The organism is Paenibacillus sp. V4I9, from assembly GCF_030817295.1.
GTDB lineage: Bacteria > Bacillota > Bacilli > Paenibacillales > NBRC-103111 > Paenibacillus_E.
Map to the genome: position 1 here is coordinate 3,524,225 of NZ_JAUSZE010000001.1, position 14,046 is coordinate 3,538,270.

Sequence of the window (14,046 nt, forward strand, 5' to 3'; positions counted from 1 at the left end):
AGGTCTATAAACTATGGTGCCATTAGAGCCCAACCGTTAGTCTGACTCCAACCGTCACGGTGCATCACAGACTGTCGCACCCAATATGGGTAGCACTTATGGGAGATTAATCCTTTTTGACTGGTTGCACCAGCCTTACCTTTGTTTTTCGAAGAAAGTCGCTTTACTACCACCCAACTCCATTATGTTCAAGCAGAGGCTCAGCCTTTTTTAAAAAAGTGTTTTCCTGGGTCTGCTTTAATTTGCCGTTTTTTAAGAACCAGGGCTTTTTAATTTTCATGGGAGTTAGAAAGACTATCGATTCATTGCTATCGGTAACCTTCTGTTATTTAAAATGGATAACGATTGAATCCATTATCGTTTCATATCCAATTTGAAAATAAATTTTATTGGAAGTAGGATTACTGAGATCAGTATATAAACTTGTTGTTTTATAACCACGATCTAACAAGAACTGAGTGAAAGCTGAAACACAGTCAGAGGCATACCCCTTTTTTCTTTCGCTAATTGGGGTGTAAACATAGCTGATTGTAATATTATTTTGGGTTGGACGTGTTGAAGAAGCCATGGAAACCAATTCTCCTTTCACTTCCCATGCAACTAAACTTCCTTTATTTATCATTCTTGCAGCTCTTTTATCTGCTTCTTCTAAACTTACAGGTTGGTTAGTTTCATTACAAAACTGATACACCCACTCTTTAATTGTGTGATGATCATTTTCTATAATTCTCCGAAGTTTTCCATTTGTAGTTGTTTTTTTCTTTACTTTTTCTAATTTATAAATTTTTTGGTCCATTAGGACACTTGATTGAATCCCTTTTACGTTCGCAATATACATAGCTAGCTCAATAGTTAATTTCTTTTCACCTATTAAGCCAGGTATATCTTGGATTGTGTTAATTAACTTTTCTCCTATAACGTGTATTTCCTTTGATGTTAAAGAAACTGATTTTGATAAAATAATTTGATTAGGATGTGTTTGAAGTAAGACCAACCCAATGTCATTGTCCTTTATTACAGTAGCCATAAAAAGAGGAATTTCATCATTTTCAGATAAAGAATGTAAGATACCTAATACTAAATTGTTTTCTACTTCAAATTGTTCTAAAAAAGAAATAACATCTTTCTTAAATAATGTAAGATCATCATATTTCATAAGTCTTATCAAACAAACCATCCCCTTTGGTCAGTTAAGTTGCTTTGGAAATGTAACGTTAATAAGATCAAGGTCTTCTTTCTGTAACTCCCATCCTAATGCATCTACATTATCAATCATATGTTTCCTATTCCAATCTTATCTAAAACATCACGTTCACTTGTGCCAACCTCAGGAAAACCAGCCATTCCAAAAATATGTGGGGCATAACCAAAAGGAGAATACCCCATTATAGTAATTCCTTCTTGCTGGCAATAAGGCAGCTCACTGCTCTCAATACGTCTATCGTTCAAATGATAGGCAACCTGGTTACAGACTAATACCCAAACATCTTTGGGCTTCTTGCATAAGTTCTGTTGTAAAATTACACTTACTCCAACAAACTTTATTAACCCCTGTTTAATGCATCAATTTCTTGTGTTTCATTCTGCTTAATTTCACCAAACTTCCAAGTCCCTTGTCCGATTACGGGTATGCTTGCGTAAGATTTGCCTAAAGTCCGATACAATATAAGAAAAACCTCCTAATTGGTCATTAAATTAAAAAAGCCGCATTATAAGCGGCATGTAATGTTGATTTAATTCAAATACGGTGTTGCAAGCTTCCTTATACGCTCAATGCCTTCCCACATATCGCCAGGTCCGTCATATACAAGAGTTATAGGACCTTCATACCCAGCTTGCTTGGCAACTTCCATACAGCGATTAAACTCAGCTTCATCCGGATATCCATCCGCATTCGTTTGTGCTTTGGCATGGATCGACTCACTGTGCGGAATCATTTTGACAAGTTCACCATATTTCCCGTTTCCTTTAAAATTGCCAAAATCCGAGGTTAGTCCAAGGAGCTCCCCGCATCCTTCCAATAAAGCAAGGCAATTATCCGCGATTGATGTGAGTGAATGAAAGTTTTCTGTAACAACGCGTACTCCTTGCGCAGCAGCATAACTACTTAGTTCTAGAAGTGCATCAACTGATCTTTCCAAAGCTTCTTGATCCGTAGGTTCCGCATCACCGGCTATCACGCGTACCCTTTCAGCTCCTGCTCGTGCAGCAATATTGATCCATCCTTTGATCCATGCGATGTCCGATTGTCTGCGCAAATCATCCGAGTTGGAAATATCACCGTATTCAATTAGCAGCGTGTAAAACTGGAGACCCGCTTCCGTGAATGCGTGTTTCAATTCTTGCAAATAGGCTTCACTTGTATCCGGAAAATGAAAATGACACACTTCCAGTGATCTAAAACCTTTCTTCGCAAGAACCGCCGGTAATTCAAGCAGAGAGATGAGTTCAGGTTGGTCTTGGGTAGCCGTTATTTGAGTACGTGCGTTCTCATCCCAGCGGGTCCACCGCAAAGGTCCCAAATTCCGATGTAAGCTCCAACTCGTTAATGATAAAAATGGCATATCTTCCACCCTTTCGTCTCTACTGTTTGAATTACTATGAATTATAAATCTTTGTTTCCATCTATGTATTTTTAGTTAAACTTGAATTTATCAATTCTCCATACGTTTTCAATTTGTGTCAAATGAAAATTGTATGACCCAACAAATATTCTCACATTTTGGCCGGTCGGATTAGGTAAATAGTGGCTTGCTGTCCCATAGCAAAATAGATCTGCTTCATTTCCTGACACGTCCACAATATAGTTACCCACTGATGATGGATGGCTTGAAGCTTATTCAAACCTTCTTCCCAACTATCTACAATTTGTTGAGCACTTATAATTGCAGGCTGTCCTGCTCCCATGGAACTCATGTCAAACAATACTTCTACAGCTAGACACTTCTTGACTTCTACCCTAGTTGATATCATCAAAAGGTGAGATAGTTGTAACACTATAAAATAGAATGAGAATTTCCTCACTTGATCAAATATACAATGAAGGCTAATACAGCATATGGGGAAACAAAGATTAACATTCTGCTTATGAATCTGTTTCTCTCATTTCTGTCTTTGGCATCTTCTGTATGGTAATTTGCTCTTATTCTATCCCCACTTAATAAAGCCCCAGATAATATTGCGGATAAGACTAACGTGCCTAGTACGATGTACATTAATAATGTAAATAGCTTATTTACATCAAGTATTTTCCATGTAATTAAACTGATTATTGTGGCGGAGATACTACCCCATAGAAGTGTTTTGTTCACCATTACCCTCCATAATTCATCTTGGAATACGGTCAATAAACAATTCGAGTGATCCATCAAAAGGAAACGTTTTTTTTCTAATAAGTTCCTTTAAGCCTATTAACTCTTGCCTAGCTTTTTGAATTAGAGCTTCTGGATATGCAAATTTAAATGCATTGCTCTCAAACTCATCTTCGTCAACAACTTTCCATTCACCGCTTCTTTGTACATAATCTAGGTCTAAATCCACAAAAGAAACAATGTTACCATTAATCTTCGCAGGTTGGTTTATATTGCAATAATATTGTTGTATTTTTCCGCCAACTACATCGGCACTAACAGTAAACCATGAATGAAATGAGAAATATTCAATAGTCCAAGCCTCTATGGTAAATACCTTTTGCTTCGTGTAATGATTTAATTTTCTTCCGTACTCGCCTAAGACAAAAACGTGTGAATCAGTCTTCTCTAATAAAGTTGTGTTCCATTCATAATGTAGTAAATCTCCATATTTTAAAGCCTGAATAGTTATATGATTATCCATTGTATCATCCTTAAGGTTCTAATATTCAAACGAAATTTCGTGACATATAAATAAACTCATAACTCTTTTGTCATAAATACACTATTTGGGTCCTCTATGTAATCCGAAAACGGCTTGCAATATTGGAACCCAAAACTTGCATACAGTCGTCTAGCTGGTTCGAAAGCATCCATTGAGCCCGTTTCCAAACTTAGTCGTTGATAGCCACGTCGCTTGGCTTCTTCAATGATGTGTTCAAGGATTCGTCTTGCAACGCCTTTTCTTAGGTGTGATGAAGAAGTTCGCATTGATTTTATCTCTCCGTGTTGACTATCAAGTTCCTTAATTGCCCCGCAACCAACTAATTCATCTTGTTCCCATCCACTCCAGAAGGTAATTTCTGGTTTTTTCAATTTATCAAGATTTAGGGCATGTGTACTTTCTGGCGGAGATAAAAGTTCCATATTCTGAAGATGTTCCCCGATTAATGCAATCACTTTAGATCCAGTTAAATCATCTACTTTAATATCCATAAAAATCACTCCATTATCTCTATTTTTTTATCATTATAATAGATGAACATTGCTAGATAATCAACACGTTTTGATTGCTCTACAAATATCTCACCCGTTTAATAGAAAAGAGGAGCTGCTGAAGCAAGCTCCTTCACTATCATTGTACGTTAGCTTAATCTAGAACACTTAAAATTTGCTTTTTGTGATGATCATCGTGCTCAGTAAATTCTTGAATTATGTATAGCAAAGAGTATGGCGTACCAGTTTTAGGGCAATTTGATACACCGTTTGCTGTTACTTCTAGCAGTAAATCCTCGCATTTCATGCTCTTTAATAGATCCATCAGTTTCATTCTATCGCTTGAGAATTCTTGAAGGAGTTGATCTTTCGATATACCCGAATTTGCGTATTGATAAGCTTTGCTATTGAAAGAATTGAAATCGGGAAACTCCATTCCTTTGCCTTCCCTGATCGAAGGAATGACTACGTTCATTAGATGAAGATCCCAATTTCTAAGATGCGCAATGATTTCGGCAATCGACGCCTTTCCTACTTGAATTGGGCTATGCCAATCCTTATCACTTAGTTGGTGCAAAATATTTGTCCAACTGCAAAATTGTTCGTATTCGCTGATTGTACTACGGAAATTCATTAGATTACCTCCTAGTCATAATGGATAGATCATAGCACAAATCCATATACAGGAACATACATTCTCATTATTAGGCCAGTTTGATGTCCTCATACAGATGGTATTTGTTGGGTTGTACTTCTTTATAAACTCTGACATAAGAGACTGTGAATGTTGGAAAAGGAGCAAGGACATATCCCGCCTCAGATTTCATTTCCAATATTTCTGATTCTTTCATCCCCCAATACGTTTGCCCCAAAGTCAAATGAGGAGTATAAAGGTCCAATTCAGCATAGTGCTGCATAAGTTCATTTGATGGTGCTACTACATTCACTAACTTTTTGTGAAGCTCTAATAGTTCATTTGATTGAACACTGAGGAAGATAACTTGATTTCCGAATAAAGCAGGTTCGGAAAGCGACAAATGAAACTTTGAAAACGATGAGCATACAACCTTTACCTTTTCGAGCCAAGCCATATCTAGGGTAAGCCCGCTTTGTGCTTTAACAGTCACGTGAGGCTCAACGACATTCGGAAGACCATTACTCAACCAACGTTTTTGAAACGCAACTACTCGTTCTAGATATTCGTCGGGAGGAACGATGCCTATGAAATACTGCATTTATGACACCAACCTTTCAATCCTGATGGAACAGCTATTGGAAAGAATCATTTGAGCTCACATGGTTTTCTTAAACTCAAAAATTTGTTCCATTTGGCTGCTCCTAGTTTTTAATTGTGGTTGTTTAAATATTACCATGGATTGGAAATTTGATGAACATCGCCGATAAGCGATGTATATAAAGAAAGAGGGCTAGTTATCCTAGACCCTCTTTTTGCGTTTTAGATTATCTAATCGACTCTGTAACAATGGGGCAGGTCGATCTATTTGTGTCCCATACAAGTCAACAAAGAGCCTAAAATGGCATGCAAAAAGACACACATATCGTGTGCCTTGAATGTTTAGAAAAAAGCTAGTTACTTATAAATTCCTGAACCCACTCACCATTATAAAAGACAACACCAATTTGGGTGAAGTTGGGGCTTAGAATGTTTTGACGATGACCCGTGCTGTTCATCCAAGCTTTCATGACAGCTTCAGGCGTTTGTTGACCTTTTGCAATGTTTTCACCTGCATAGGAATAGCGAATGCCGTATTTGCTCATCATATCAAAAGGAGACCCATAGGTCGGAGAAGTATGATCGAAATAACCATTGTTGTACATATCCTTCGCTTTGTCCAAAGCCATTGCGGTAAGTGCGCTATTGCTGGTTAATGGACGCAGTCCTGCTTTAGATCGTTCCTGGTTAACTAAGTTAACGACTTGGCTAGCATAAGTTGATTGGGATGGCGCACTCGTAACTGGCGTTTTGGTACCTGCATTTGTGCTCGTGCTGCCAGGAATGTTGAGGCTCATACCAGACCAAATCACGTTAGGATTGGCAACCTGAGGGTTTGCCTTAATAAGCGAAGATAAGCTGATGCCATACTTCTTGGATATTAACCACATGGTATCATTGCCTGATACTGAATGGGTTGCTGATGCGGCCATTGATGCGCTCGAACCTACGAGGACGCTCAATCCTATTGCGCCGGTAACCACAAGCTTTTTGTAACGTTTCAAAATAAACCTCTCCTTTTTGCGGCCTGCGAGGTTAGCTGTCGGATTCGGATCAAAGAGTAATCACCCGGCCGCTGACGCGGCTTCACCCCAAATAATGGGTCCCCCGTGCTTCACATGAAACTTCGGCCTTCTGAGTTATTTGATCCACATGGATCTCACAAATTGTAACATGTGAAATCATAGAGAACATGACTCAAAATTTTCCAAGAGCATTTTGTAAGTGGCATTAGTCGTTTCTTCTTGTCCAAAACAAGTGAATTCCCATCACCACCAACCTCATTCAGTCCCAAATTTGAGGCCGATCGATTCCAGCCGTTCGCATATAATCTAGCAGTTGCCCGGTGTGAACGGATTCGTGGTATGCGATCCTCATTAACATATCTCCTAAACTTCGAACATACCCTACGTCACTTCGATTAATTTTAATATTTGACAAATCCTCAGGAGTGAACAATTTAACGGTATTCAAGAATTGTTCTCTGTACACTTGTGCGAATATCAGTTCATCCTCCACCGAAGAAAATTCCCGATTGTCATAAGGAGAATCATAAGAAGGCAAACTTCCACAATTAAGTAATGCAAGATGATAATAATGCTCGCCATCCAATACGTGTCGGATCATTTCTTTCATGCTTAAGGCTTGTGCATCAGGCCTCCAATCCAGCATAGTTAGAGGAATAACGCTCCACACTTTTATACTTCTACGTCGGACTTCTTCCAAGTTCAATATAACAAGTTCTATCCCGTTAATGATTAACACTCCTTTTAATTTCTCAATAATCCATACCTATTTGTTTTATATACATGCAGTTTTCTCATACGAACAAATATACAGTACATTTGTTCGTATGTAAATAATACCTTATTCAATTAGCCTGCCCAGTTAATCTATTTTGGCGCCATAAAATGTTTCATTTTGTCGACAAATCCGCGTAAATAAAGATTCTATAACACCCTGACATCGCTGAGGCTGATGGCGTAAGGACGGTATCGTTCTCTTCTAGTGTTTGCCATGGCACCACGTCTTGAAATACTTTGCGAAATCAACTCATTTATGTTATTGCTAAACCCAGTTTCTTGCGAAACCTCGCCAAACGAATGTCGCATCAATTCGATGATATGAATGGCGGCCAGTTTCATGAATTGTTCTTCGTTTTTGCAAAATGGCGTACAGTCAACTGCGAATCTGGCTTCAAATGAACGTACAGCGCCAAGCGTTCCATTCGTAATCAGTTACGTCATAAGGTCTTCCATTGCTTCCGAAACGCAAAAGAGCAGCTTTTGATCGATCCAAACTTCGTGTAGCAATTCCAATTATTTCCGCTCCGGCTTCAATGGCTGAAGGGAAAATATTCGTTGATGCATGAAAACCCGCACCTATTAAACAAAGTCTGGATTTGTTCATATAAATCGCTTCCTTTTATCCAAAGTTTATGCAAAATCTTCGTTAACATAGAAAAAGAAGGATGAACCCCGTCAAAGCTCCTCCTCCTTTTTCATTCAGTCCTGTTTCCTATTTTATAAACAACTCCATTATCTTGCCGCCTGCATAAATACCTACAATGCCAAGAATACCCGAAAGTACAGGCGGTGCGGGCAAAGGCAGCTTCAACACCTTGAATAAAACACCGATAATTAAACCTGCTCCTAATGACAACAGAAGCTCCTTCATACTTTAGACACCTCGATTGTTAGACTGCATCCTTAAAGTCGATAGCTTAATTGCTTTAGCATTTAACTGGCTACTTTAGCTCGATATTTACGTAATTGGGAGGCCGAATGCAATAGTACTCGGCCGCACATTCCATATCCGATAATAACAAACCGTCGGGTAGGTACAATCAAATTCGTCGTACGCACAAAACCTTCGACAATCGTCTGTCCTACACCGTGCTCGTTCTCAATAATTTGCTTCAAATAGCTGTCATTTATTACAATAATCGGAATAGAGATTGTTAAATCAGCACCATTTTCCATTAATAGCTACGGCTTATACTGTAATACACTGTGAATATTGCGCTCATGCTCTTCGCGGCCATCGGATCTTTGACCATATACCGTAATCCCTTGTGACCTGCTTGGCTTATGTTTAAGATAGGATATTTGAAAGTAGGGTAATACGAGGGATTACTCCCTCGGACTCCCCGTCAAACCGTGAATGCGGATTTCCCTCACACGGCTTTCCTTCGTCAGTTCCCCATCTTTAGGAGTGAGTTTTCTTCATCCGTCGCCGGATTGCGCCTATTTCACTCCTGAAATAGGAACGTGTGGTGAGTAAGTTTGTTAGAAATACCATTTCCGCCGATTCCAATACTTTGTTAGGAATCAGCCAGTTAGAAACCGTAGATTTCTTTTGACGCATAAAGGCACGCACCCTCATGCGAGTCCATTCGTCTAACCGTTGAAACTTCTTCTTTATGCTCCAATACTGACAACAACCAATAGAAAAGTAAAACAAACAGTAGACTTATTCAATAGTAAGGTGATAGATCACCAGGAAAATGAAGAACAAGGAATACTTGATAGGAAAAAGTTTATACAAGTTTTAACCGAGACTAATAGAGGTCTAGCTAGGCAAACACTATTGAATTTATTGTTTCGTTATGAAATGTTAATCCACCTCGAAGAATCAAATATTCATGATGAAAAATGGGAAAAGGCATCAGATGAAAAATGGGAAAAGGCATCAGATGAAAAAGTAAGAATTGAGAATCTTCTTATAGATGAAATTGTTTATGGATATAAGGAGACAGTTAAATTGTTAGACATAGATGATAACCATTCATTGAGTATGTTAGTAGATTTTTTCGAGGAAAAATGAACATTATTTTACGCCAATAAATCTTTACTATATTAAAAGGAAATAGTTAACAAAAAAACCTTATTAAGTTAGGCTTTTTTTGTTGTGTGCAGAATCATCACATTTTTGTCGTCCATTGTGCTTTACAGTGTAAAAAAATAACTTAACAACACAAAGCCTTCATACGTAAGGTTTTTTTCGTTGTTTACTTAACAGTTGCCTTACAAAAACAGAATTATATCTTAACATAACTTAACAGCAGAAAGCGGTGATTCGATGGGTAGACAGAGCAAGATTGAGAAGTTCGGGCTAGAGAAGTTGATCACCGAAGGGCTCGCTGCCGGAAAGTCTTCCAGACAGATTGCTGAGCTTTGTTCGAAGAAAGCAAAGCAGGCTATTTCCCATGTGGCTGTGAATGAGTATATCAAGACCATCGACTTAGTGAAGAAGAAGGATGTAGTCGTTAAGGAGCATTCCCGGGTCGAGCGTATAACAAACTTTGATTTAGATATCATTGAGCTCCAGTATCAAACGACACCCGTTTTATTGGAACGCTTCGAATTCATTAATAAGCTGCCAGAGATGTTTGAACAGCGGTTCGCAGCCATTCAACAGAAGCATGAGAAAGATGGGGCCGAGGCTGATTATCTGGAGCAGTGGAAGCAAGGGTTTGTTATTGAGCTCAGGCGAAACATCCAGAACATCACCTCATTGAACCGTGAGCTCAGAGAGAACAGCAAATTCATGGATTCTATGAGATCGAAGGCATTCGAGTTTGATCTCATTCAAGAGAACTTGTATTTGTTCATGGAAGTGTTCAGGAAGGCTGATCTTGAGGCCTATGAGATTGCTTCCGCTCAGATCGCGGCTAATCCAAGGATGCTGAGGATCGTTGAGCAGCAGCAGCAGCAATTAAGGGGTGGGGAATTAGAATAGGCCGCCCAATTGGACGGCCATTCAGGCACAGAACTAATTCGATAGATATACTGCTAGTACTCCGACTATTGTGCTAATTGCCGAAGCAATTGCAATAACGAAGCGAGCTGAGATTTCTACTGTTTTTTCCTTTGTTCTGTACTTTAACATAAGCATCTCCTCCTTAACAAAAGCTAAGAAATGTCGATAGGAACCTCCGTCATGGGTAAGCCATGGAATCGGTCCTACGAAATAGCAATTGGGTTAAGGGTAGTGCTTACTTCTTATTATTTCCCACTCATTTTTAACTTATACATTGAAACGGAGGGACGGCCGATGTGCTCGCTAAAATCCATGAGTCTTTGACGAAGCACATTCCCTTTGCCTCTATCTTCCCTCTTTTGAAGTGGGAGCAGGTTATGCGACTCGCGTTTTTTTCCTCCAGACTGTTACCTGCTTTCATCGGCTCGGACTTACTCACTACTACGGAACGATCCTCCATCTCGCAGCCCATCGATTCGGCTTTCCCTTTAAGGTTATACCTCCCCTACCTTATCCACGTTTGCGTCAAGGAAACTACGAGACTTCCCTCAGTTATCTGTACATTCTATTCCATCCATCCTGACCCTACTCACGTCGATGAGTCCTGTAGGTCATATCCCTTTGTTTGTTTTCCTACAAGATATACTTAGTCGTATAGGTTTCCCCGTTTTGTTGGCGGGTCACCCAGCATCGCCGCCACCTCTGGTTCACCACATTCCGGGCTGGACTTTGCCTGCAGGCCCTTCGGATTCCCTATCAAGAGAGACACCCTGCCAATCCTACTCATATTCGAGTAGGACCTCTACTTCGGCTACGGCACTTTAAAGGGTAAAGTTACCGAGTGGATTTGAACCACTTAGATTGTACGACTGTGAGGCGCACAACAAAAAAAGAACATGTGTTCTTTTCGAATCATATTTTCTAATAGTTTGGCTAACTATATGATCAAGCTTTTATCGTGGGTAGCTCCCGTTCCATTAGCTGTCGATTTTGTTCGGTGAATGTAATGCGATGTTTTGTTATAACAGCGGATTCTGCTGAAAATCAAAGTATTTAATCTACTCATAGAAATAACGCATCATCTTATTCCGAAGGGACGTTAACGTATTCTCCTTGTTCACAAACTACATCAATAGAATAGTAGTAACGAACTGTCCAATATTCAAATAGATCCTGCCCGTCTTAACGATTACCTGCCTTTCGATATTTCTTCCCCTCTATTCGTCTTGTCCGCTGATCTGGATGTGAAGGAAGCTGTGAATCCAGCAGCTTTCTAGAAGCAGAATGTTGTAATTGCTCTAAGTGGTTTGGACTATCTGCCCAATCAACAATCTCCCCACGATCCATGACCGCTACACGATCAGACAAGTAGCGAGTCGCCTTGATATCATGAGAAATAAAGAGGTAGGAAAGTCTATACTTCATCTTGAAGTGTTGCAATAGCTCAAGAATTTGTGCCTGTAGGATCCTGTCGAGACTACTAACCGCTTCGTCTAACACAATTAACTTTGGGTGCAGAGCCAACGCACGAGCAATGCATAATCGCTGCTGCTGCCCCCCGCTAAACTGATGCGGTAGTTTGTCCGCATCTGATGAAGCCAAACCTACTGCATCCAGCCATTCCAAGCAAACGAGATCCAGCTTCCGAGCCGAATATCGCTCATAGTTGAGCAAAGGTTCGGCAATGATTTGACGAGCTGTCATCCGGGGATTCAAAGCATCCGAGCAGTTCTGAAACACGGCCTGCAAATTCCGGCGAAGCGCATGGGCATCCCTAGCAGATTCATTCAGCCAATCCCTCTTTTGAAATAGGATTCGCCCTTTGTCAGGTCGTACCAAGCCGAGCACAAGCTTGCCTAACGTGCTCTTGCCCGATCCGCTTTCCCCGACGATACCGAGACATTCGCCTTCCAACATATCGAAAGAAATATCGTGCAGGACCATTGAGTGGGTTGTTTTCCCCCATAAGGTGCGTTCAGACTGGTAAGATTTTGATACTCCAGACACCTCTAGCAAGTTCATTCGGATCCCCTCCCCAATCTTTGACGTTATTACTGCGAATTAACAGATTCTAGTATTTACGAGTAAATGGGCATATGGATGTACAGGATTGTTAAATAACTGATGGACCGATGCTGTTTCCACAATCTCACCTTGATACATGACCGCAACATCATCGGCAATTTCTGCGATAACGTCTAAGTCGTGTGTCACGATGATCAAAGCAGTACCGGCATTCCGGCACAACTCTCCGAGTTCGCGCAATACGAGCAGTTGACTCCCCGTATCCAAAGCAGTGGTGGGTTCGTCTGCGATTAGAACACCAGGGCGAGCAGCCATCGCAATAGCAATCATGACTCGTTGAAGCATGCCTCCGCTCAATTGGAAGGGGTACTGATTCATCAGTAGTGCAGGTCTAGGCAGATTCAACTGCTCTAATGAGGTTATTGCCAGCTCCCAGGCTTCCTCCCGACTAATCTTCCCTTGCCCCCTTAACGTTTCGACAAAGTGGTCGCTTATTCGGCGTATGGGATTAAACGCGGCCATCGGATTCTGCATGATCATGGACAAACGTGATCTTCGCAGTGAACGCCACTCTTCCTGTGCGAGCATTGTCAACTCCCGTCCAAGAAGTGCGATACTTCCTCTGCTTATCATCGCATTTGGTGGTAATAAACCCATGCAAGCAAGACACGTAATCGATTTGCCACTACCGCTCTCCCCGACGATTCCTAGCACTAATCCTGGTTGCAACTCCAGACTTACCCCGTTGATTATACGTGTAATGCCTTCCGGTTTTCTGAGATCTATTGTTAAATCACGGACTGTTAACACAGATCGATTCGCTTCCATACGTTCACCTTCCCTTAGGATCGTAGTAGTCTCGAAGCGACTCGCCAAGCACATTGCAAACGATCACGACGAACATGACAGCAAGACCGGGGATCCACATCATTTCGGGATGTTGACGAAGCTGCTGACGCGCTTCGTTCATCATCATCCCCCATTCCGGCGTCGGAGCCTGAACGCCTAAACCGAGAAATGAAAATCCGGTTACTTCGAGGATAACCGTACCGATTTCAAGCGCGGCCAATACAAGAATCTGTGTAGAAATGTTAGGAAGAATATGACGCCATAAAAGCATCCAGCGACGTGTTCCATTTACGATTGCCGCCTGAATAAAACTTCGTGTATGGATAGAGAGCACCATCCCCCGTACCATGCGAGCGTAATACACCCATTGTGATAAAACAAGAGCCATGATCAAACTCTTAACCCCCGTTCCAAAAATGCCGAGCAGCGCAAACGCAAGCACGAGCGTAGGAAAAGCAAGCAGCAAATCACACAGCCTCATGAATGTCGCATCAACCAAGCCACCTTTGAGCGCTGAGAAGGTTCCCACTACCATTCCGATCAAGAGGGTAAATACCATCACAGCAATGGAAATACCTAGCGAGATCCTGATCCCAATAAGAAGTCTTGACAGCACACAACGACCAAGATGATCCGTTCCAAATGGATATTCGAGAGATGGCGAAGCAAACTTATGCAGCAGTTCTACGTGGTTCGGATCGTGCGGAGCGAGCCACGGAGCGGCGATACCTGTTAAAGCAATTCCTGCTAACAAGACTCCGCAGCCAATTTGGAGTCCCTTATATCGAATTCTTGGGAGAAAGCTGTTGTTTCGAAGCGCACCAATCATTG

19 protein-coding genes and 1 riboswitch are annotated in these 14,046 nt (G+C 40.9%); of the genes, 2 read left to right on the forward strand and 17 right to left on the reverse strand.

Going from position 1 to position 14,046, the window contains the following annotated elements; translation table 11 throughout:
• Positions 1-325: 325 nt before the first annotated feature.
• The 14 genes from QFZ81_RS16425 to QFZ81_RS16490 all read right to left on the reverse strand — a co-directional run bounded on the left by QFZ81_RS16425 (position 326) and on the right by QFZ81_RS16490 (position 8,561).
• On the reverse strand, positions 326-1,168 hold the full coding sequence (locus tag QFZ81_RS16425) for a GNAT family N-acetyltransferase (protein ID WP_307442620.1): 843 nt from the start codon (positions 1,166-1,168) through the stop codon (positions 326-328).
• A 104-nt stretch (positions 1,169-1,272) separates the two neighbouring features.
• Positions 1,273-1,560 carry an aldo/keto reductase gene (locus QFZ81_RS16430; RefSeq protein ID WP_307606932.1) on the reverse strand — a complete coding sequence of 96 codons (288 nt, stop codon included), beginning with the start codon at positions 1,558-1,560 and terminating at the stop codon, positions 1,273-1,275.
• Between the two features lie 173 nt (positions 1,561-1,733).
• Positions 1,734-2,564, reverse strand: a complete 831-nt coding sequence (locus tag QFZ81_RS16435; protein WP_307442617.1) for a sugar phosphate isomerase/epimerase family protein — start codon at positions 2,562-2,564, stop codon at positions 1,734-1,736.
• Between the two features lie 71 nt (positions 2,565-2,635).
• Positions 2,636-2,815, reverse strand: coding sequence for a nuclear transport factor 2 family protein (locus QFZ81_RS16440; protein ID WP_307603584.1), 180 nt, complete (start codon positions 2,813-2,815; stop codon positions 2,636-2,638).
• A gap of 205 nt (positions 2,816-3,020) precedes the next feature.
• Entirely contained in the window at positions 3,021-3,368 is a 348-nt protein-coding gene (locus QFZ81_RS16445) for a DUF5316 domain-containing protein (protein ID WP_307603586.1), read from the reverse strand.
• A complete protein-coding gene (locus QFZ81_RS16450) occupies positions 3,328-3,834 on the reverse strand; it encodes a DUF402 domain-containing protein (RefSeq protein ID WP_307442614.1) in 507 nt (168 codons plus the stop codon). The genes QFZ81_RS16445 and QFZ81_RS16450 overlap by 41 nt, the downstream gene beginning before the upstream one ends.
• A 56-nt stretch (positions 3,835-3,890) precedes the next feature.
• Positions 3,891-4,346, reverse strand: a complete 456-nt coding sequence (locus QFZ81_RS16455) for a GNAT family N-acetyltransferase (RefSeq protein ID WP_307442612.1) — start codon at positions 4,344-4,346, stop codon at positions 3,891-3,893.
• A gap of 154 nt (positions 4,347-4,500) precedes the next feature.
• Positions 4,501-4,980: a DinB family protein gene (locus tag QFZ81_RS16460; protein WP_307442611.1), complete on the reverse strand. Its 480-nt coding sequence runs from the start codon at positions 4,978-4,980 to the stop codon at positions 4,501-4,503.
• A gap of 70 nt (positions 4,981-5,050) precedes the next feature.
• Complete coding sequence (locus tag QFZ81_RS16465) at positions 5,051-5,581, reverse strand: 2'-5' RNA ligase family protein (protein WP_307603588.1); 531 nt, start codon at positions 5,579-5,581, stop codon at positions 5,051-5,053.
• A 352-nt stretch (positions 5,582-5,933) separates the two neighbouring features.
• Positions 5,934-6,584 (reverse strand): CAP domain-containing protein, encoded by a 651-nt coding sequence (locus tag QFZ81_RS16470; protein WP_307442607.1) that lies wholly within the window; start codon positions 6,582-6,584, stop codon positions 5,934-5,936.
• A gap of 5 nt (positions 6,585-6,589) precedes the next feature.
• A riboswitch (cyclic di-AMP (ydaO/yuaA leader) is annotated at positions 6,590-6,722 on the reverse strand.
• A 142-nt stretch (positions 6,723-6,864) separates the two neighbouring features.
• Positions 6,865-7,335: a DinB family protein gene (locus tag QFZ81_RS16475; protein WP_307449718.1), complete on the reverse strand. Its 471-nt coding sequence runs from the start codon at positions 7,333-7,335 to the stop codon at positions 6,865-6,867.
• 441 nt (positions 7,336-7,776) lie between these two features.
• Positions 7,777-7,989, reverse strand: a complete 213-nt coding sequence (locus QFZ81_RS16480; RefSeq protein ID WP_307442606.1) for a hypothetical protein — start codon at positions 7,987-7,989, stop codon at positions 7,777-7,779.
• 108 nt (positions 7,990-8,097) lie between these two features.
• Complete coding sequence (locus QFZ81_RS16485) at positions 8,098-8,256, reverse strand: XapX domain-containing protein (protein WP_307442605.1); 159 nt, start codon at positions 8,254-8,256, stop codon at positions 8,098-8,100.
• Between the two features lie 62 nt (positions 8,257-8,318).
• The gene (locus QFZ81_RS16490; protein ID WP_307603590.1) at positions 8,319-8,561 is read right to left on the reverse strand and encodes a hypothetical protein; all 243 of its coding nucleotides are present in this window, start codon (positions 8,559-8,561) and stop codon (positions 8,319-8,321) included.
• 424 nt (positions 8,562-8,985) lie between these two features.
• Between QFZ81_RS16490 and QFZ81_RS16495 the strand changes: the two genes are divergently transcribed.
• Positions 8,986-9,405 carry a hypothetical protein gene (locus QFZ81_RS16495; protein ID WP_307603592.1) on the forward strand — a complete coding sequence of 140 codons (420 nt, stop codon included), beginning with the start codon at positions 8,986-8,988 and terminating at the stop codon, positions 9,403-9,405.
• Between the two features lie 255 nt (positions 9,406-9,660).
• Positions 9,661-10,320 carry a hypothetical protein gene (locus QFZ81_RS16500; protein ID WP_307603594.1) on the forward strand — a complete coding sequence of 220 codons (660 nt, stop codon included), beginning with the start codon at positions 9,661-9,663 and terminating at the stop codon, positions 10,318-10,320.
• A gap of 1,203 nt (positions 10,321-11,523) precedes the next feature.
• Here QFZ81_RS16500 and QFZ81_RS16505 read toward each other — a convergent pair.
• From QFZ81_RS16505 to QFZ81_RS16515, 3 genes are read right to left on the reverse strand one after another with little or no spacing between them, the layout of a single operon-like run.
• A complete protein-coding gene (locus QFZ81_RS16505; protein ID WP_307603596.1) occupies positions 11,524-12,363 on the reverse strand; it encodes an ABC transporter ATP-binding protein in 840 nt (279 codons plus the stop codon).
• Between the two features lie 39 nt (positions 12,364-12,402).
• Entirely contained in the window at positions 12,403-13,194 is a 792-nt protein-coding gene (locus tag QFZ81_RS16510) for an ABC transporter ATP-binding protein (RefSeq protein ID WP_307603597.1), read from the reverse strand.
• A gap of 4 nt (positions 13,195-13,198) precedes the next feature.
• A complete protein-coding gene (locus tag QFZ81_RS16515) occupies positions 13,199-14,044 on the reverse strand; it encodes an ABC transporter permease (RefSeq protein WP_307603600.1) in 846 nt (281 codons plus the stop codon).
• Positions 14,045-14,046 lie beyond the last annotated feature (2 nt).